The organism is Streptomyces sp. NPDC059785 (assembly GCF_042732375.1).
Taxonomy (GTDB): domain Bacteria; phylum Actinomycetota; class Actinomycetes; order Streptomycetales; family Streptomycetaceae; genus Streptomyces.
In genome coordinates this window covers 80,545-99,573 of sequence record NZ_JBHWHV010000002.1, presented here as the reverse complement: position 1 = coordinate 99,573, position 19,029 = coordinate 80,545, and the positions used below count along the sequence as shown (strand labels likewise).

The 19,029-nt window shown below is 72.8% G+C and carries 14 protein-coding genes; 7 read left to right on the top strand and 7 right to left on the bottom strand.

Features of this window, described 5'->3' with window-relative positions:
• Nucleotides 1–33: 33 nt before the first annotated feature.
• The 4 genes from ACFV6E_RS01890 to ACFV6E_RS01875 form a co-directional block, all read right to left on the bottom strand.
• Nucleotides 34–2,670: an immunoglobulin I-set domain protein gene (locus ACFV6E_RS01890; protein WP_385458825.1), complete on the bottom strand. Its 2,637-nt coding sequence runs from the start codon at nt 2,668–2,670 to the stop codon at nt 34–36.
• An 85-nt stretch (nt 2,671–2,755) separates the two neighbouring features.
• Complete coding sequence (locus tag ACFV6E_RS01885) at nt 2,756–3,280, bottom strand: hypothetical protein (RefSeq protein WP_385164948.1); 525 nt, start codon at nt 3,278–3,280, stop codon at nt 2,756–2,758.
• A gap of 143 nt (nt 3,281–3,423) precedes the next feature.
• Nucleotides 3,424–4,419, bottom strand: a complete 996-nt coding sequence (locus ACFV6E_RS01880) for an HtaA domain-containing protein (RefSeq protein WP_385458823.1) — start codon at nt 4,417–4,419, stop codon at nt 3,424–3,426.
• A 153-nt stretch (nt 4,420–4,572) separates the two neighbouring features.
• Nucleotides 4,573–5,355 carry a hypothetical protein gene (locus tag ACFV6E_RS01875; protein WP_385164943.1) on the bottom strand — a complete coding sequence of 261 codons (783 nt, stop codon included), beginning with the start codon at nt 5,353–5,355 and terminating at the stop codon, nt 4,573–4,575.
• A gap of 206 nt (nt 5,356–5,561) precedes the next feature.
• On the opposite strand from ACFV6E_RS01875, the gene ACFV6E_RS01870 reads away from it, so the two are divergent.
• Nucleotides 5,562–6,614, top strand: a complete 1,053-nt coding sequence (locus ACFV6E_RS01870) for a hemin ABC transporter substrate-binding protein (RefSeq protein WP_385164941.1) — start codon at nt 5,562–5,564, stop codon at nt 6,612–6,614.
• Nucleotides 6,615–6,650: 36 nt separating this feature from the next.
• Here the strand turns inward: ACFV6E_RS01870 and ACFV6E_RS01865 are convergent, their stop codons facing one another.
• On the bottom strand, nt 6,651–7,241 hold the full coding sequence (locus ACFV6E_RS01865; protein ID WP_385164938.1) for a TetR/AcrR family transcriptional regulator: 591 nt from the start codon (nt 7,239–7,241) through the stop codon (nt 6,651–6,653).
• Between the two features lie 84 nt (nt 7,242–7,325).
• On the opposite strand from ACFV6E_RS01865, the gene ACFV6E_RS01860 reads away from it, so the two are divergent.
• From ACFV6E_RS01860 to ACFV6E_RS01835, 6 genes are all read left to right on the top strand, one after another.
• Nucleotides 7,326–8,309 carry an aldo/keto reductase gene (locus tag ACFV6E_RS01860; protein ID WP_385458821.1) on the top strand — a complete coding sequence of 328 codons (984 nt, stop codon included), beginning with the start codon at nt 7,326–7,328 and terminating at the stop codon, nt 8,307–8,309.
• Nucleotides 8,310–8,452: 143 nt separating this feature from the next.
• On the top strand, nt 8,453–9,415 hold the full coding sequence (locus ACFV6E_RS01855; RefSeq protein ID WP_385164933.1) for an alpha/beta hydrolase: 963 nt from the start codon (nt 8,453–8,455) through the stop codon (nt 9,413–9,415).
• Nucleotides 9,416–9,497: 82 nt separating this feature from the next.
• Entirely contained in the window at nt 9,498–11,135 is a 1,638-nt protein-coding gene (locus ACFV6E_RS01850) for an NAD-dependent malic enzyme (RefSeq protein ID WP_385458938.1), read from the top strand.
• Between the two features lie 304 nt (nt 11,136–11,439).
• Nucleotides 11,440–12,618, top strand: coding sequence for an FAD-dependent monooxygenase (locus ACFV6E_RS01845; protein WP_385458819.1), 1,179 nt, complete (start codon nt 11,440–11,442; stop codon nt 12,616–12,618).
• Nucleotides 12,619–12,850: 232 nt separating this feature from the next.
• Nucleotides 12,851–14,092 carry a D-alanyl-D-alanine carboxypeptidase/D-alanyl-D-alanine-endopeptidase gene (gene dacB / locus ACFV6E_RS01840; RefSeq protein ID WP_385164997.1) on the top strand — a complete coding sequence of 414 codons (1,242 nt, stop codon included), beginning with the start codon at nt 12,851–12,853 and terminating at the stop codon, nt 14,090–14,092.
• A 155-nt stretch (nt 14,093–14,247) separates the two neighbouring features.
• On the top strand, nt 14,248–16,095 hold the full coding sequence (locus ACFV6E_RS01835; protein WP_385458817.1) for a glycoside hydrolase family 76 protein: 1,848 nt from the start codon (nt 14,248–14,250) through the stop codon (nt 16,093–16,095).
• 73 nt (nt 16,096–16,168) lie between these two features.
• On the opposite strand, the gene ligA is transcribed toward ACFV6E_RS01835, so the two are convergent.
• Nucleotides 16,169–18,268 (bottom strand): NAD-dependent DNA ligase LigA, encoded by a 2,100-nt coding sequence (gene ligA, locus ACFV6E_RS01830; RefSeq protein WP_385458815.1) that lies wholly within the window; start codon nt 18,266–18,268, stop codon nt 16,169–16,171.
• A 128-nt stretch (nt 18,269–18,396) separates the two neighbouring features.
• Nucleotides 18,397–18,888: a molybdopterin-dependent oxidoreductase gene (locus ACFV6E_RS01825; protein ID WP_385164922.1), complete on the bottom strand. Its 492-nt coding sequence runs from the start codon at nt 18,886–18,888 to the stop codon at nt 18,397–18,399.
• Between the last annotated feature and the right edge of the window lie 141 nt (nt 18,889–19,029).

Here is a 19,029-nt window from a genome sequence, read left to right as displayed (position 1 = left end):
GACGGCCGCGCGTACTGGTTCTGCCGTGCCGCCCTAGCCCTGCCGTGCCGCCCGGGTGCGGCGGTGCAGGTACCAGCCCGCCGCGGTGAGCAGGACCGCCGCGCCGGCCGCCGTGCCGATGGCGGCGCCGGTGGAGGCGAGACTGCCGCCGGTGCCGCCCAGGGCGGAGGTGCCCGAGCCACCACTCGTACCGGACCCGGACCCGGAGCCGCTGCCGCCGGTCGAGCCGCCGTCGGTGCCGCCCGAGCCGCCGCCCGTACCGTCGCCGTCGTCGTCCGTGCCGACCGGGTCCTGGCCGATGAAGCTGACCGGGACCTTCACGTCCTGGGAGCGGTCGCCGGACAGGGTGTGGTCGGCGCGGGTGGCGAGCACGCAGGTGGCCTTGAAGCAGTCGGTGTACTCGTCCTTGGCGTCCACGGTCAGCTCGACCGAGAAGGAGCCGCCGTCGTCGTACGGGGTCGCCAGGCCCTCGCCGTAGTCCGGCGGGTTGGAGGAGATCCACGCCGAGCTGTGCGAGGTGCCGGACATGTCGACGCCGCCGATGCACGGGGTGGGCAGTTCGCCGTCGCCGTTGTCGACGCAGAGGGCGACGTAGATGCCTTTCTCCTCGTCGTAGCCGGAGCCGGTGATCTTCAGGGTCTGGCCCTCGGTGGCGAGGCCGTTGACCGGGGTGACGGTGAGCTTCTGGCCCTCGGGCCCGGTGACGGTCTTCGTGCCGGACGGACCGGACGGGCTGCCGTCGTCGCCGTCGTCCCCGCCGGTGCCACCGTCGTCGGCCGCCTTGACCGTCAGGGTGACCGGCGAAGTACGGGTCTTCCCGGCCGCGTTGGCGAACTCGGCCCGGTACTGGTAGCCGTCCTGCGACGCCCGCGCGGTGAAGGCGTACGTGTTCTTCGCCGCGCCGTCGACCGCGCTCCAGGTCTGGCCGCCGTCGGGGCTGACGCTCCAGCTCACGGTGGGCTCGGGGGTGCCCTCGGCGGCGGCGACGAGGGAGACCTCGTCACCCGGGGTGACCGTCCGGTCCGTGGGGGACTGGGTGACCTTCGGGGACATCCGTAGGTCGAGCTTGGTGACAATGGCCTCGGCGGGGCTGGCGACGTAGACCGAGGTGCCGCCCTTGGCGACGGCGAGGGTGGCCTTGCCGAGCTGGGAGTTGTTGCCCGGCAGCGCGACCTGCTCCGTGGCGTCGGCGAAGGTCGCGGTGTCGTACACGCCGAGGTGGCCGACGTTGTCACCGCCGGCGCCGCCGCCGTTGTCCTGCCAGACCACGTAGGCGTGGCTGGTGGTGGCGTCGAAGGCGACGTCGGAGGCCCGGTCGGGACCCGCGATCGTGGTCAGGAGCTTGGCGTTCTCGTCGTAGACGAGCACGGATTCGCCGTTGCCCACCCAGACGTTGCCCGTGGCGGGGTCGGCCTTGGCGAAGTTGACGATCCCGGAGGGGAGGTCGGCCGTGGCGGTGACCGTGAAGGAGCCGGTGCCGGAGGTGTCGACGCGGCGCAGCTGCCCGCCGCCGGACCCGGCGGACCAGGCGGCGCCTCGGGCCGTGTCGACGCCGAGCACCGAACCGCCGTCGAGGGTGACGGTGCGCCGGGCGGCGCCGGTGGCGGTGTCCAGCTCGGAGAGCGTGGCCCCCTGCGCGACCAGCGTCGTGTCGGCCTTCGTACCCGGGCCGATGCCGGTGACGGTGGCGCCGGTGAGCCAGACGCCCGCCGCCTGCTCGTCGCCGTCCTTGGCGGTGCCGAGGCCGCGCAGCGGGTAATTGAAGACCACGCCGTCCCCGGCGAGCGGTGCGCCGAGCATGGCGACGACCCGGGCGGCCATGGTGCCGCCGGCGCCGGGGGCCTGGGTGAGGTGGCTGAGGACCTTGCCGTCCGCCGGGTCCAGGGCGTACAGGCCGCGTTCGTCGACGTCACCGGTGTCGGCGACGTTGTCCGCACCCGCGTACAGCTTGCCGGAGTCCGGGTGCAGCAGCAGGTCCTTCACCTTGCCCGCCGTCGTGAACTCGGCCGACTTCACATAGCTGAGGGTGCCGGGCGGTACGTCCACGCCGTCGCCGCCGTCGTCCCCGCCCGGGTCCTGGCCCTCGAAGGTGACGGGCACCCGGACATCCTGGGAGCGGTCGCCGGCGTTGCGGTGGTCGACGCGGGTGACGACCGAGCAGGCGACCTGGGTGCAGTCGATTCCGGTGTCCTGGGCCTTGGCCTCGATCTCGACGTCGAAGGTGCCGCCGTCGCCCCAGCTGATGGCGAGGCCGCCCTCGTAGACATCGCCCTTGGGGACGATCCACGCGGAGGAGCCGCCGGTCCCGGTCTGGTCGGCGCCGCCGATGCAGGGGGTGGGGACACGCCCGTCGCCGTTGTCCTTGCACAGGGCGACGTAGATGGCCTTGGAGGTGTCGTAGCCGGAGCCGCTGACGTGCAGCGTCTCGCCGTCCGGGTCGATGTTCGCGGTGGCGGAGACGGTGAGTTCCTGGCCGTTCGTGCCGAGCCCGGTCCGCGGGGTGTCGGAGGCCTGCGCGGCCGTGCCGGTGGTGACGGCGGTCGCCGCGGCGGCCACCAGAACGGTGGCACCGAGCAGCGCCGCGGCGCGTCTGTGCCGGGGTCTCGCGGGGCCGTCCGGCGCGGGCCGGCCCTCGGCGGCCCCGGCTCTCCTGGAGCGCGTGGAGATCATGGGAGGTTCCTCACTCGTGGGTGCGCCCCGCACCCGGGGGACGCCGGACGGCCGGGCCCGGTGCCGGGCCCGGCCGGTGGAACGGTTACTGGAAGGCGATCGGGACGTGGACGTCGTAGTTGCGGTCGCCGCTGTCGAGGTGGTCGGCGCGGGTCACCACGGCGCAGTCGACGTCCTCACCGCAGACGCGGCCGTCGTCGAGGGTGGCCTTGACGAAGATCTGCACGTTGAAGCTGCCGCCGGTGCCGTACTTGGAGCTGTTGGCGAACATGCCGCCGAAGGTGTTGTTCACCCAGTGCGAGGCGCCGGTCGAGCCGGACTCGTCCTGGCCGCCGAGGCACGGGGTGGGCTTGCTGTCGCCCTGGTTGCCCTCGACCGCACACAGGCCGACGTAGATGCCCTGGGAGGTGTTGAAACCGGAACCGGAGACGGTGATGACCTGTCCGGCGGCGGCCGCGGTGTCCGGCGCGGTCACCGACAGGTTGTAGGTGGTGCCGCCGTCGGTGACCGTACGGGTCGAGGTGGCGGCGGAGGCGGATCCGGCCAGGCCCAGGGTGAGCGCGGCGGAGGCGGCGACGGCGAGACCGGCGCGGGCGACGGTGGATCTCATGACGGGGGGACCTCTTCTCTCTGGTGCACGGGATGGTGCATGGGATGGGGCATGGGATGGGGCATGGGATGGGGCTTACCGAATTCCGCGGTGCTGTCGGCTCCGCGGTTCTGTGGTGATCGCGGTGATGTGCGGTTGCGCGATCAGTCCGGGGTCCGGACCTCGTACGCCGTGTCGGCGACGGCCTGTTGGCCGCTCACGGCGGTCAGTGCCACGGTGTGCTCGCCCGCGAGGGCGGTGGCGTACACCGGGAAGCTCCGTTGAATCCTCCCGTCGGCGCCGGCCACGGCCTGGTACCGGGTGTCACCGTCGATCGCGACCAGCACGACCGAGCCCGGCGCGAACCCCGTGCCGGTGACGGTCTGTCCGGCGCCCGCGGTGAGGATGTCTTCGGTCACGGCGGCGGCCGGACCGCCCTGCCGGACAGCCTGCGACATCCCGGCGTCCGTGTCCGTGTCGGTGTCTGCGCCCGCGTTCGGGGACGTCTGTGAGGTCCCGGTCCCCGCCGGGCTCGAACCGTCGGTGCCGTCGGCGTCGCCGGTGTCGTCGGCACGCACCGTCACGTCGAACACGCCCAGTTCGTCACCCGCCGCGAAGCCGGTGCCGCTCCAGGACGACAGCAGCGCCGCGCCGTCCGCGGTGAGCGAGGCGTCCAGACCGGTCAGGGTCCAGTCACCCGCCCGAACGGCGGAGTCCGCGCCGGAGGCCGACACCTCGGCGAGGGTCAGCTCGCGCGCCTTCCCGCCGAGGGCCGTACGGGCGGACAGCGTGCCCTTCTCGCCGCTCAGCCGCAGCCGCAGTCCGGCCAGGACGAGGGGCTGCGCCGCCGGGGTGTCGAAGCGCGCGGCTCCGCCCAGTTCGATGTCGGCCGTGCCCCGCCCCGGTTCGGCGGCCGTACGCACGGCCGGGAAACGGGCCCGGTCGGCGGATGGTTCGAGGGCGGGCGCGGTCACGCCGAGCGACAGACCGCGGGCGGCCGGCTCACCGTCGTCCGCGGCCCAGCCGACCCAACTCCCGGACGCGCCGCCGCCGGACAGGCTTTCCCCCTCGGGCCGGTCCTGCGCGGCCGCCACACCAGGACAGCACAGCGCGAACAGGGCGCCGGCCGCCAGGACGACGGCGCCAGGTCTCTTCCCCATCTTCGGTTCTCCCTTGGCTCGCTGAGCGACGAGAGGTCGCGTCAGCTCATGTGCGAGACGTTGCGTCAGCGCGTGTGCGAGGCGCCGCGTCAGCTCGTTCGCCAGTCGTCGCGTCAGTTCGTGTGTGAGTCGTCTCGTGTGTGCGTCGTCGCTTCAGCTCGGGTGCGAGGCGCCCGAACGGCGTCGGCGCGCCCAGAACCAGGTGCCGGTGCCGGCGGCGACCAGTCCGGCGGCGGTGAGTCCGACGGGCAGCGCGAGATCCGACCCGGTGCTCGCCATGGAGCCGTCCGCCGCCGGGTCGGAGGCCTTGGACGACTTGGCGGAACCGTCTCCGGTCGAGCCCGCACCGGCTGTGGCGTCCGGCGTCGCCGACGCGTCGGAACCGCTCGCCCCTGCCTTGCCGAACGTCACGGGAATGCGGACCGTCTGACTCTGGTCGCCGCCCCGGGTGTGGTCGTTGCGCGTGATGACCGCGCAGGTCACACCTGAGGCGGTGCAGTCGGTGTTGGCGTCCTTGGCGCGCACCTTGAGCTTGACGCTGAAGGTGCCCTTGTGCCCGCTGCCGCCGTACGGCTTCGCCAGCCCCTCGCCGTACGAGGGCGGGTCGGACGAGATCCACGCGGACGCGCCGGACTCGCCGGTCATGTCGACCCCGCCGACACAGGGCGTGGGCGTCTTTCCCGCGCCGTTGTCGACGCAGAAGGCGACGTAGATGCCTTTCTCGGTGTTGTAACCGGAGCCGGTCACGGTGACCGTCTCACCCGCCGCGGCCAGGCCCGTGGACTTGGACACGGTGAGTTTCTGGCCCTCGGGGCCCGTCGCCGAACCGCCCGCCGCGACCGCCGGTGAGGCGGCAGGGAGCAGCAGGACGGACGCACCGGCGACCGCGAGGACACAGCAAACTCGGCGGCCGCGCAGGCCACTTGCCGAGGTCATGGAAACACCCCCACCACGCGAAACTTAGGAAAGCCTAACCTAAACTAGTCGTCAACTGTGTGCCAGGTGAGCGGAAGGAAAAGGCGATGCGCGCATCCGGAAGAGGCGGGTCGGGGAGGGGCGGGTCCGGGAGCCGGGGGTACGGCAGGCTTTTCGCCGGCGGGCGGGCGGCCTCGGCCTCGGGGGATCTGTCCTGGGGGCGCCCGGTGGCGGCTCGCGGGCCCGGTGGGCGCCGGTCCGGGGGACGTCTCGCCGCTCTCGGACTCGCCCTCGCCCTGCTGACAGGGGCCTGCGGGAGCGGCGGCGCGGGAGGCGGCGCGGCCTCGGATCCGACCCCCGTCTCCGCGAGCGCACGCGCCGCCGCGGCGGAGAAGCAGCTCGCGAAGAACTCCGTCGTACCGCTCGAAGGCAAGGCGCCCGCACCGGAGTTGCCGGTCACCGTCGACTCCTCCGACGGGCGCCGGGTCACCGTGAAGGATGCCTCGCGCATCCTGCCGCTCAACGGGGGAGTGGCGGAGATCGTGTTCACGCTCGGTCTGGGTGACCGGGTCGTCGGCCGGGACATCACGGCCACGTTCAAGGAGGCGAAGAAGCTCCCCCAGGTCACCAAGGCGCACGACGTGAGCGCGGAGAGCGTGCTGTCGCTGCGGCCGACCGTGGTGCTCGCCGACACCGACACCGGGCCCAAGGAGGCCGTGCAGCAGATCCGGGACGCCGGGATCCCCGTCGTCGTACTCGACCCGGCGACGCAACTGTCCGACGTCACCACCCGGACGACCCGCATCGCCGAGGCGCTCGGGGTGCCGGAGGCCGGGAAGAAGCTGAACCGGCGCATGGACGGCGAACTGGCCGCCGCCCGCGCGGGCGTACCCAAGGGCAGCAAGCCCAAGGTGGCGTTCCTGTACATGCGCGGCAGCGCGGCCGTCTATCTGATCGGCGGCAAGGGCTCGGGCGCCGACTCGCTGCTGGCGGCGGCCGGAGCGGTGGACGCGGGCACGGCCGCGGGCCTGGACAAGCCCTTCACGCCGATCACCACCGAGGCGCTGGCGCAGGCGCAGCCCGACGTCATCCTGATGATGACCAAGGGTCTTGAGTCGGTCGGCGGCCTCGACGGGCTGGTCCGGATCCCGGGCATCGCGCAGACCCCCGCCGGGATGAACCGCAGGGTCGTCGACATGGAGGACGGCGTCCTGCTCGGCTTCGGCCCGCGCACGCCGCTGGTCATCGACATCCTGGTGGACCGCATCCATCGGGCGTAGCCCGCCCTCCGCCCGCAGGGCTCGCTCGGGCGGGTCCTACGGGCGCAGTGCGTCGACGACGAGGTCCAGCAGGCGGCCGGTCTGCTCCGGGGTGCCGCTGGCCGCCGTGGACAGGAAGACGCCCAGCAGCAGGGCGGTGACCTCCTCGGGGGTGACGTCCGCGCGGAGCGTGCCCGTACGGGCCCCCTCGGCGAGCAGCGTGGCGATCGCGGCGGTGATGCGCTCCCGGGTGGTCGGCGTCGCCATGGTCCCCGACGCCCAGCCGGCGCGCAGGGTGTCGATCATCCCGCGCTTCGTCGCGACGAACGCCGCGTAGCGGTCCATCCAGGCGCGCAGCGCGACCTGGGGCGGCGCCTCGGCGAGCAGGGCGGCGGCGCTGCCGGTGACGTCGTCGAGTTCGGCGCCGTAGACGGCCTCGACGAGCGCCTCGCGGGTCGGGAAGTGCCGGTAGAGGGTGCCGATGCCGACGCCGGCCTCGCGGGCGACGGCTTCCAGCGGCACGGTGTCGTCGGCGGCCGAGAAGGCGGCGCGGGCGGCCGTGACGAGCTTCTCGCGGTTGCGGCGCGCGTCGGCGCGGGCCGGCCGTCCGGCGGGGGCGGCGTCGGGTGTCGATGCGGGCGGAGTCAAAACGGAGGCACCTCCGGTAGTGCTACAGTCGACGTAACGGAGGTTCCTCCGTTTCCCTCATCGTCTCACGAGGACGGACTTCCCATGCCCTCAAGCAGCTCCTCCTCCCATTCCTCCTCGAATTCCGCCTCCTCCGGCGCTCCCGCTTCCGGCCTCTCCGCCTCCGGCGCGCCGCGTCCCGGAGGCGTCTACCCGCTGGCCGGCCGTACCGTCTCCCGCGTCGGCTATGGGGCGATGCAGCTCGAACGCCTGCGCGGCGACCGGGGCGCCGCGCTCGCGCTCCTGCGCCGGGCGGTCGAGCTCGGCGTCGACCACATCGACACCGCCCAGTTCTACGGCGACGGCTTCGTCAACGGGCTGATCCGGGAGGCGATCCGCCCCGAGGACGGCGTCCAGGTGGTCAGCAAGGTCGGCGCGGCTCCCGACCCCGGCGGCCGTGTCCCGCTCCGCCTCGCGCAGCGGCCCGAGGAACTGCGGGCGAGCGTCGAGGCCAACCTCACCGGCCTCGGCCTCGACCGGATCCCGCTGGTCAACCTGCGCCGTACGGACACCGGCCCCGGTCTGCGCGCCGAGGGCGATCAGGTGGTCGACCCCGACGACCAGCTCGCGGTGCTGACCGCCCTGCGCGACGAGGGCAAGATCGGCGCGATCGGGCTCAGCAGCGTCTCCCTGGACGTACTGCGCCGGGCGCTCCCGGCGGGCATCGCCTGCGTGCAGAACGCCTACAGCCTCGTCGCCCGCGACGACGAGGACCTGCTCGACCTCTGCCGTGCCGAGGGCATCGCCTGGGTGCCGTACTTCCCGCTGGGCGGTGCCTTCCCCGGGCTGCCGAAGGTCACCGACGAACCGGCCGTCCTGGCCGCCGCCGGGTTCCTGGGCCGCACGCCCGCGCAGATCGGCCTCGCATGGCTGCTCCACCACGCGCCGAACACCCTCCTCATCCCCGGTACCGCGGACGCCGGCCACCTGGAGGCGAACATCGCCACGGGCGCGATCGTCCTCGACGCCGCGACGCTCGCCGCGCTGGACGCCGTCCCCACCCGCGAGGTGAACCTGTCCCTGGGCTGACCGGGACCGACCGGGGCGGGCCGGGGGCGGCCGTACGCCGGTGGGGTTGCTTTGCCTCCCCCTCCTTTTCGGACCCGGGCGCGGGCGGATAGGGACAGGAGAAGACAGAAAGACAGAGGCGGGACGGCCCGAGGAGCGTGCGCATGCCGGTCTACGACCGCAGGAGTGTCCCGGAGCGGGTGGGGCGGGGGACGCTGGACCCCGAGCTGGCGGCGTGGCTGCCGCACGCTCCCGTCCTGGGCGCCGACGAGAGCGTCGCCGAGGCCCGCCGCGCGCACCACGTCCTCGGCGAGGCCCCGCTGCCCCCGATCGGCGCGGTGGAGCACCTGGTGCTCGACGGCCCGCACGGCTCGCTGCCGGTACGGGTCCACACGCCCCGCACCCTGTCCCGGACCCCGTGCGGCGCCCTGGTCTACCTCCACGGGGGCGGCTTCACCGTCGGCACCCTGGACGAGTTCGAGCTGCCCCTGCGGATCATCGCGGAGACGGCCGGCATCAAGACGTACGCGGTGGACTACCGGCTCGCCCCCGAGTTCAAGTTCCCCACCCAGCTCGAAGAGATCGAGTACGTCGTCCGCTGGCTGTTCCGGTACTCCGAGGAGCAGGGCGTCGACCCGGCCAGGATCGGTCTCGGCGGTGACTCGGCGGGCGGGAACATGACCTGCGTCATCACCCTGGAGCTCCGCGACGAGGACGGACCGCGGCTCGCCCTCCAGGTCCCGCTGTTCCCGGAGGCGGCCTTCCCCGCCGACACCCCTGCCGCGAGCGAGAACCGCTCGGGCCTCTATCTCGAATCCAACGGGATCTTCCAGATGGTCCGCAATCTCGTGCGGAACACCGACGACGTCCGTCAGCCCCGCATCACGCCGCTCAACGCCGATTCCCACGCGGACCTGCCCCCGGCGATCCTGGTCACCAACGGGTTCGACCCGCTGCGCGACGTCGGCCACGCCTACGCGCGCGCACTCGCCGCCGCGGGCAACGACCTCACCTACGTGCACCACCCCCATCTCACCCATGGCTTCCCCCAGTTCGGCCACCGCTCCGCCGCCTGCCGCACGGCGACCGAGGAACTGGCCCGCCTGATCGGAGAACGCATTGGCTGACACCGCGGGCAAGGGCGGGAACAGCGGGGACAAGGACAGGAACGGCGCGGGCAAGGGTGAGAAGGGTCCCGCGCTGCCCCCGGTGCTCGCCGATCCGCTGACCAACCACGGGACGGCCTTCACCGCCGCGGAACGGGAGCGCCTCGGCCTGGTGGGACGGCTGCCCGACGGCGTCCTCACCCTGGACCAGCAGGCCCGGCGGGCGTACGAGCAGGTGCGCGGTCAGCCCACCGACCTGGCGGCCAACATCTGCCTGGAGCAACTGCACGACCGCAACGAAGTGCTCTACCACCGGCTGCTGATGGACCACCTCAAGGAGCTGCTGCCCATCGTCTACGACCCGACCGTGGGCGAGGCGATCAAGAACTACAGCCACGAGTACCGGCGCCCCCGGGGTGTGTTCCTGTCCGTCGACCGCCCCGACGACGTACGGCGCTCCTTCGAGAGCCTCGGGCTGTCCGCCGACGACGTCGACCTGCTCGTGGTCACCGACGCCGAGCAGATCCTCGGCATCGGCGACTGGGGTGTGCACGGCATCCTGATCGCGGTCGGCAAACTCGCCGTCTACACCGCGGCCGCGGGCCTCGACCCCGCGCGCTGCCTGCCCGTCGTCCTCGACGTCGGCACGGACAACGAGGCCCTGCTCAACGACCCGCTCTACCTGGGCGTACGGCACAGCCGCACCCGCGGCGAGCGCTACGACCGCTTCGTGGCCGGCTTCCTCGACACCGCGGCCTCGCTCTACCCGCACGCCCTGCTGCACTTCGAGGACTTCGGCCCGGACAACGCGCGCCGCCTGCTGGAGCGCTACGGCGACCGGTACCGCATGTTCAACGACGACATGCAGGGCACCGGAGCCATCACCCTCGCCGCGGTCCTGTCGGCGGTACGGGTGAGCGGGGTGCCGCTGCGGGACCAGCGCGTCGTGATCCTCGGCGCGGGCACCGCCGGTGTCGGCATCGCCGACCAGCTCCGGGACGCCATGGTGCGGGACGGCCTGGACGAGGCCGAGGCGACCGGCCGGTTCTGGCTCGTCGACAGGCAGGGGCTGCTCGACGACGGCCTGCCGGACCTGCGCGACTACCAGAGCGCTTACGCCAGGTCCGCGGACGAGGTGCGGGACTGGGCGGACGGCCCGGCCGACCTGCTGACGACCGTCCGCGAGGTGCGCCCGACGCTGCTCATCGGCACCTCCACCGTCCACGGAGCCTTCACCGAGGAGGTGGTGAAGGAGATGGCCGCGCACGTCGGCCGTCCGGTGATCCTGCCGCTCTCCAACCCCACCGAGAAGGCCGAGGCCATGCCCGCCGACCTGCTGGAGTGGACCGGCGGCAAGGCGCTCACCGCGATCGGCATCCCGGTGGACCCGGTGGAGCACGACGGCGTCCGCCATGTCATCGGGCAGGCCAACAACGCGCTCGTCTATCCCGGTGTGGGCCTCGGGGCCGTGGTGTCCCGGGCGGAGCGGGTGACCCCGGGCATGCTGCGGGCCGCCGCCGAAGCCGTCGCGGGCCAGGTCCAGGTCGGCGAGCCGGGCGCACCGCTGCTGCCGCAGGTGGAGAACCTGCGCGTCTCGTCGGCGACCGTCGCGGTCGCGGTGGTCCGCGCGGCGGCCGAGGACGGCGTCGCCGCGCACGTACCGGACGACCCGGTGCAGGCGGTCCAGGACGCCATGTGGCAGCCGGTGTACGGGCCGATGCCGGAGGAAGAAGGGCACTGAGCGTGTCGGCGTGACCGGGTGAGGGGCGGCGCGGAAGAGAGGCCTCCGCTGCCGCCGCCCGCTCTCCGCGCCCGTCTTCGCGGCGCGGGCAGGAGTGACGCCCACCGGTGTCGGCGGTATGCAGTGCCTGGGAAGTGCCTGGGAGACGAGTACTGCGCGGGCATGGGCCGGGAACCGAGCACCGAGGGTTGGGGACCGAGGGCTGGGCCCGATGCCCGGGGTCCGGAACCGGGTGCCCGGCGCCCGCGCCGATCGGCCGCGTCGGTGAGGGGCATCGGTGAGCGGCATCGGTGGGGGGCGTCTGATGGAAGCGATCGTCATAGGAGCGGGCATCGGGGGACTGGCCGCGGCGCTGAGCCTGCGCCGCGCCGGCTGCGACGTCACGCTCGTCGAGCAGTCGCCCCGCTTCACCGAGATCGGCGCCGGGATCCAGCTCGCGCCCAACGCGACCCGCGTGCTGCGCCGCCTCGGCCTGCTCGACGCGGTCGCCGCGCACGCCACCCGCCCCTCCCACGCCGAGTTCCGTACCTGGTCGGACGGGGCCGAGATCTGCCGTTACGCGCTCGGGCGGGCCGTCGAGGAGGAGTTCGGGGCGCCCTACCTCCAGGTCCACCGGGCGGATCTGCACCGGGCCCTGACCGCCGGGGTGCCGTCCGGCTCCGTGCGCCTGGACACCGTCGCCGTGGGGATCGACCAGGACGACGCGTCCGCCCGCGTGACGACGGCGAGCGGTGAACGGCTGCGCGCCGACCTGGTCGTGGCCGCGGACGGGATCAGGTCCGCGGCCCGGCAGTGGCTCTTCGGCGCGGACGAGGCCGTCTTCACGGGACTCGCCGCCTACCGGGCGCTGCTCCCGGCCGGCGAGGTCGCCGACCTGGACCTGCCGGACTTCGGCGTCTGGCTGGGTCCTGGCCGGCACTTCGTCCACTACTGGGTGCGCCGCCGGGAACTGCTCAACGTCGTGGCCGTGTTCGAGGCGGCGGCGGGGCGGGAGTCGTGGACCGCGCGAGCGGAACCGGGCGAGCAGCTGGGGGAGTTCGCAGGCTGGGACACCCGGGTCCGCAGTGTCCTGGAACGCGCGGGACGGATGTTCCGCTACGGGCTCCACACCCGGACCCCGCTCACCCGCTGGCACACCGGACGCGTGACCCTGCTCGGCGACAGCGCCCACGCGATGGTGCCGTTCCAGGCCCAGGGCGCGGCGCAGGCGATCCTCGACGCGGCGGTGCTCGGGGAGGTCGTCGCGGCGGCGACGCCCGCGGCGGTACCCGACGCGCTCGGCCGGTACGTACGCCGGCGGCTCACGGCGGCCACGAGCATGCAGGCGGCTTCCGCGCGCGCGGGCGACGACTTCCACCTGCCGGACGGCCCCGAGGCGCGGGCCCGCGACGCCCGGATGACGGCACACGCGGCCGAGCACCGTTTCCTGCCGCAATCGACCGCATGGGCCGCCGACGTCCTGGACGAGCGGGCGCCGTCCTGACACCCCTGCGGGTGGTACCGCTCAGTAACCACGGACAAAAGGCGCACCGGGCGGTGGGACTGGCCAAATGGTCAAAGGGTCTTCACGAGACAGCCGCAAACGGCGCTTCACGGGGTTATAGCTTTTTGATGTTTCCAACGATTACCGTCACACAGAGAGATGGGGTTCCTCCTTGCCCAGCGCGAACGCGACCGGGGGCCGCCACCGCAAGTCCAAGTCCGTGAGCCCGACGATGCGCCGTACGCTCGTCGTGGCGGCTGCCACTCCGGTCGCAGGACTGCTCCTCGCCGGGCCGTCCGCCTTCGCGGCCGACCGGCTGGACCCGGCCGAGCAGAAGATCGCGGACAATCTCGAAACCCGCGTCAACGACGAGAGCCTCGGCACGAACGTCAGCGGTGTCGTGCTCGACGCCCAGTCGGACGGCGTGATCTGGGGGCACAACGCGGACACCGCGCTGATGCCCGCCTCCAACACCAAGCTCGCCACCGCCACCGCCGCGCTCACCGTGCTCGGCCCCGACCACCGGTTCTCCACCAAGGTGGTCTACGACAACGGCACGCTCACCCTCGTCGGCGGCGGCGACCGCACCCTGACCGCCGACGACCTGGCCGCGCTCGCCAAGGACGCGGTCGCGGGCCTGAAGAACGCGGGCCTCGACACCGTGAAGGTCCGCGTCGACGACAGTCTCTTCGTCGAGCCCTCGCTCGCCACCGGCTGGCGGGAGGACTACTACGACGACCAGATCGCGCCGGTACGGGCGCTGTCCCTGGACGGCAGCCTGAACGCGGACACGTCCCTCGAGGCCGGTGGCGTCTTCGCCAAGGCGCTCGGCGAGCAGGGCATCACCGTCGACGGCGACGTCACCCGCGGCCAGGCCGGCGACGGCAACGTCCCGGTCGCCGAGCACAAGTCCGCGGCGCTGTCCGAGGTCGTCAAGAAGATGCTCAAGACCAGCGACAACGCCATCGCCGAGGCGCTGCTGCGGACGACCGCGATCGCCTACGAGCGGCCGGCCACCTTCGAGGGCGGCGTGGACGTCGTACGCACCGTGCTGAGCGACCAGTACGGCGTGTCGATGAAGAACTTCGTCATCCACGACGGCAGCGGCCTCTCGCGCGACAACCGCATCCCGGCCCGGACCGTCGCCGACATCCTCGACAACGTCACCGACTCCGGGAACCGCTACATCCTGAAGTCCATCGAGGACGGCCTTCCGGTCGCGGGCGAGGCGGGCAGCACCCTCGGCCCGGAGTGGGGCCGCTTCGACACCGAGAACTCCGAGTGCGCCGTGGGCAAGGTCAAGGCCAAGACGGGCACCCTGACGGGGGCCATCGCCCTCAGCGGTCTGACCAAGGGCGAGGACGGCCGCTGGAAGGTGTTCTCCTTCATCGAGAACGACTCCACCGCCGACGCGGGCAAGATCAAGGACGCCCTCGACGGGCTCGCCGCGACGGTGAACGGCTGCTGGGCGTAGCCCGCGGGACCGGTAGTCGCAGCCGTCCGCCCCCTGTCACGAGTGCAGGGGGCGGACGGCTGTCGCCGGTTGGTCCAAGACGTCCCACTGGTCGTTTCGAGCCACCTTCGTCACAGGTATGGACTTTTAGTAGGTGGCAATGTCATGCATATGTCATGACTGCGCCGCGCGTTCACCGCGTTCTCGGGGCGTTGCTCGCCCTGGCCCTCGCCCTCACCGGACTCCTCGCCCTGCCCGCCGTCTCCCACGCCGCGACGCCCGTGTGCGCGCTGGCCTGCGACACCCTCGACCCCTCCAAGGCGCAGCGCGACACCTTCCCCGTCGCCGACCGGAACATCAACGGCCGGATCCTGCGGCTGCACGTCTCCGACCCGGACAACATGGCCTGGGCGAGCATCGACAACGGTACGACCGGCGACGCGGTGTGGCTCGACCGGTCCTGGGACCGCGGCGCCACCTGGGAACCGCTGCTGGGCAAGGCCGCCGTCCCCAGTACGTGGACCGGCACGCGCACGCTGATGTACAACATCAGCGATCCCGTCGGCCACCGGCGCGGCTGGGTCCGCGCCTGCGGGGACGCGAACGCGGTCACCTGCACCGACTGGGTCTACCCGAAGGTCTGCGACGGCTCGGTGTGCGACGGCGCCGACCCCGCCACCGCGGCCGGCGACGAGCGGCCGGTGCCGTCCACCACCCTCTACGGGCGCACCATCAGCCTTCACATGGACCAGAAGAACGGCACGGCCTGGGGCGTCGTCGAGAACGGCGGCCAGGGCGACGAGATCTGGCTCGACCGCTCCTGGGACGGCGGCGCGACCTGGCCGGAGGGCTCCTCCCTCGGCCGTACAAGCGTGCCCGCCGGAGCGGCCTCGACCCGCACGGTCATGTTCGCCACACGGGACGCCCGCGCTCTGCTGTACGGCGGGGCGGTCCGCGCCTGCGGCCGGGAGGCCGGGCACCAGGAAGGCAGCTGCACGGCGTGGGCGAGGCCCGCCCCGACCCGGGCACGCGCCGCGGCGGACGCGCTCATGGCCTCGTACCAGACCCAGGAGGGCTGGTGGCGCAGTAGCTGGTGGAACTCGGCGGTCGCGCTCACGGCGCTGATCGACTTCGCCGGGCGCACCGGGCGGCACGACTACGACTGGGCGATCGCGCGCACCTTCGAGCAGAACAACGGGGTGTTCCCGGCGGGCGGGCGCAGCTCCGACGCGGTGGAGGGCCACTTCATCAGCCGGGCCATCGACGACGCGGCGTGGTGGGCGATGGCCTGGGTCGCGGCCTACGACTACACGCACGAGCAGCGCTATCTGGACGAGGCGGTCACCATCACCTCCTACGTCCAGCAGTACTGGGACACCGGTACCTGCGGCGGAGGCGTCTGGTGGAACCGGGAACGCACCTACAAGAACGCCGTCACCAACGGGCAGTACCTGTGGCTGACGACCGCGCTGCACCAGCGGCTGCCCGGCGACACCGTGTGGGGCGGCCGGGCGGCCACGGCCGCGGACTGGTACCTGTCCAGCGGGCTGATCAACTCCGCGGGCCTGGTCAACGACGGACTCACCGGGGCCTGCGCCAACAACGGCCAGACCGTGTGGAGTTACAACCAGGGCCTGGCCATCGGCGCGTTCACCGAGCTGTGGCGCTCCACCGGCCAGGCGCGGTACCTGGACACCGCGAAGCGGCTGGCGGACGCCGCGATGTCCTCGGCGCAGCTCACCCGTAACGGCGTGCTCACCGAGTCCTGCGACACCGGCACCGCCTCGTGCGACGACAACCAGAAACAGTTCAAGGGCATCTTCGTACGGCACTTCGCCGACCTCGCGGACGCCACCGGGTCCGCTGCCTGTGCCGCGTACCTGACGACACAGGCCGACTCCCTCTGGAACACCGACCGTGACTCCCTCAACCGGCTCGGACAGCGGTGGGCGGGCACCAGCCCGAACCAGACGGACTGGCGCACCCAGGCCAGTGCACTGGAGGCCCTGACCGCGACCGACTGACCGGGCGCGCCCGGTTACCCGGCCCGTGGCTTCACGGCCTCGGACGAGGAAGTCGGCGACCGGCTCCATGGCCTCAGACGAGGAAGCCGGCGACCAGGACCGCGAACTCGTCGGGGGTGGCGAGCCGGACGCCGAGCTGCTCCGCCTTGGCGCGCTTGGCGCCGGCTCCCTCACCGGCGACGACGAGTGAGGTTCGCGCGGAGACGCTGGAGGAGGAGCGCCCGCCGGCCCGCTCGACGAGTTCGTTCATCTCGTTGCGGCTGAGCTTCTCCAGCGGGCCGGTCATCGCGCCGGTGACCACCACCTTCATGCCCGTCAACGGACCTTCCGCCACCGCCACCGCTGCCGGGACCGCCGTGCCATCGCCCTCGCCGTCGGGTGCGGGGGCCGGGGGCGGGGTGGCGCCGGGCTCGGTCATGTTGACCCCGGCGGCGGTGAGCTTGTCGATGAGCGGGGCGAGTTCGGTGAGTTCCGCGACGATCATGCGGGCCTTCTCCGTGCCGACGCCGTCGACCTGCTGCATCGCGTCGGTGTCGGCCGCGCGTATGTGGTCCATGGTGGCGAAGTGGCGGGCTATGCGCCGGGACATGGACCGGCCGGTGCCACGCACCCCGAGCGCGCACAGCACCCGCGCCAGCGGCTGCTCCTTGGCCTTGGCGATCCCGGTGAGCAGGTTGTCGGTGCTGGTCTCGCCCATCCGGTCCAGACCGAGCAACTGCTCGCGGTCCAGCGCGAACAGGTCGGCGAGGTCGGCGACCAGACCCGCGTCGACGAGCTGCACGACCCGGGTCGCGCCGAGCCCCTCGATGTCGAGCTGGTCGCGGCCCGCGGCGTAGGCGAGGGAGGCGACCAGGTGGCAGTTGCGGCCCTGCGCGCACCGCCAGCGCTCCTCGCTGGTGTCGATGTCCGAACCGCAGCGCGGACACTGCTTCGGGAACCCGATGGGCTGTTCGTCGCCCGTGCGCAGATGGGCGACCGGGGCCTCGACGCGCGGGATGACGTCACCCGCGCGGTGCACCATGACGTGGTCGCCCAGGCGCAGGTCGCGGCGGGTGATGTCGGCCGGGTTGTGCAGGGTGGCGTAGGTGATGGTGGAGCCGTCGATGACGACCGGTTCGAGGACGGCGCGCGGGGCGATGATGCCGGTGCGGCCCACGTTCCACTCCACCTCCGTCAGTCTGGTGATCTTCTCCACGGCGGGCAGCTTGTAGGCGATCGCCCAGCGCGGCGCCCGCGTGCCGTTCCCGGCGGTCTGCTGGTCGGCGGCGAGGTCCGCCTTGATGACGATCCCGTCGATGCCGAACGGCAGCTCCGCGCGTACGGCGGCGATCTCCCGCACCCGGTCGAGGACCTGCTCGACGGTCTCGGCAACGATGTCCGGGACCGCGGTCGCGGCGCTGGTGCCCGCGCCCAGCCCGGCGGCCAGGGCCATCAGGTCGCTGTGCGCGGACGCGGTCAGCCGCTCGGCGAGCTCCGGATCGGTGTCGGGCAGCGGCAGCAGCCCGTAGCCGAAGAAGGTCATGGGGACCGTGTAGACCCGGTCCTTCGCCCGCAGGGTGCCCGCCGCCGCGTTGCGCGGGTTGGCGAACGGCTGGCCGCCGTGGCCCGTACGCACCTCGTTGGCGTGCTCGAACTGGGCGGTGGTCATGAGGACTTCGCCGCGCACCTCCACGGTGACCGGCTCGGCGAGGCACTCGGGCAGCCCCTCGACGGTGCCGATCGCGTGCGAGACGTCCTCCCCGGCCGTCCCGTCCCCGCGGGTGATCAGCCGGGTGAGCCGGCCCTCCTGGTACCGGGCGGCTATCGCGAGGCCGTCCAGCTTCGGGCCCACGCTGAAGCGCGTGACCTCATGGCCGACGCGTCTGGCCAGGGACGCGGTCCAGGCGGTGAACTCCTCCGCAGAGAACACATTGTCCAGGCTCAGCATCGGCACCGTGTGCGGCACATCCCCCTCGACCGCGCCGCCGGCCACCTTCCCGGTCGGTGAGTCGGGCAGCACCTCGCCGGGATGGCCGGCCTCCCAGTCGGCGATCCCGCGCACCAGCCGGTCGTAGGCGTCGTCGTCCAGCGGCGAGGTGCCGCCCGCGTAATAGGCGGCGGCCGCGCCCACGGCCTCCTCGACCGCCTGCGCGTAGGCGGCGGCATCCACGATCACTGCTGAAGGAGTAGTCATGAGACGCATCTTGCCGCCCACCACTGACAATGGCCGGGCGGCCTGGCTGGACCGGCGCCTCGCCTTCGCCCACGCGCTCCTGCGCAACGGCTGAGCCGCCCGCCGACGAGCCGTCCGGGGAGGCGGGTTCACCAGGTGCCGCTTGCGCCCTGGTAGCCGCCGTCCACCCGGATCGCCCGGATGCCGCTGAGGTGCCGGGCGCCGCAGCGGTCCGGGGGCAGGACGAGCTGGGGGCCCGCGCGGTCGAGCGGGCTGTCGTCGATGGTGACCGCGAGCAGGACGGGCGCACGGCCGAAGTCCGGGTCGATCTCCGCCCAGGACAGCAGGGCGTGGTGACCGTCCGCGGCACGTACGGCGATCAGGAAGCGCAGGCGGTCCTTGCGCCGGGCCGGGTCGAAGGCGGGCCCGGCGGCCGTCAGGACGTCGTGCAGGAGCGGCCCGGTGAAGCTGTGGTGCTGGGTGCCGCTGGTGGCGCACTCGAAGCTCACGCGCGTGCGGTGCTGGGGCCAGGCGAGCAGCGCGGGCACCGTCAGCCGGGCCGGACGGGTCAGGTCGCCGGTGAGGACGACTTCCGCCACCGGACCGGCCGCCGGACCGGTGGGCGCGAGGGACTGGCTCACGGGCTGTCACCTCCCGCAGAACCGTACCCGGACGCACGTCACGCGCAAACGCGTCTGCCAGCTCGATCACGTGCAGACCTGGCTCTCGCCAGTGGATCGGCGGAATCCCTATCGCATTTGCGGTGGGACGCCGAGGCGTGC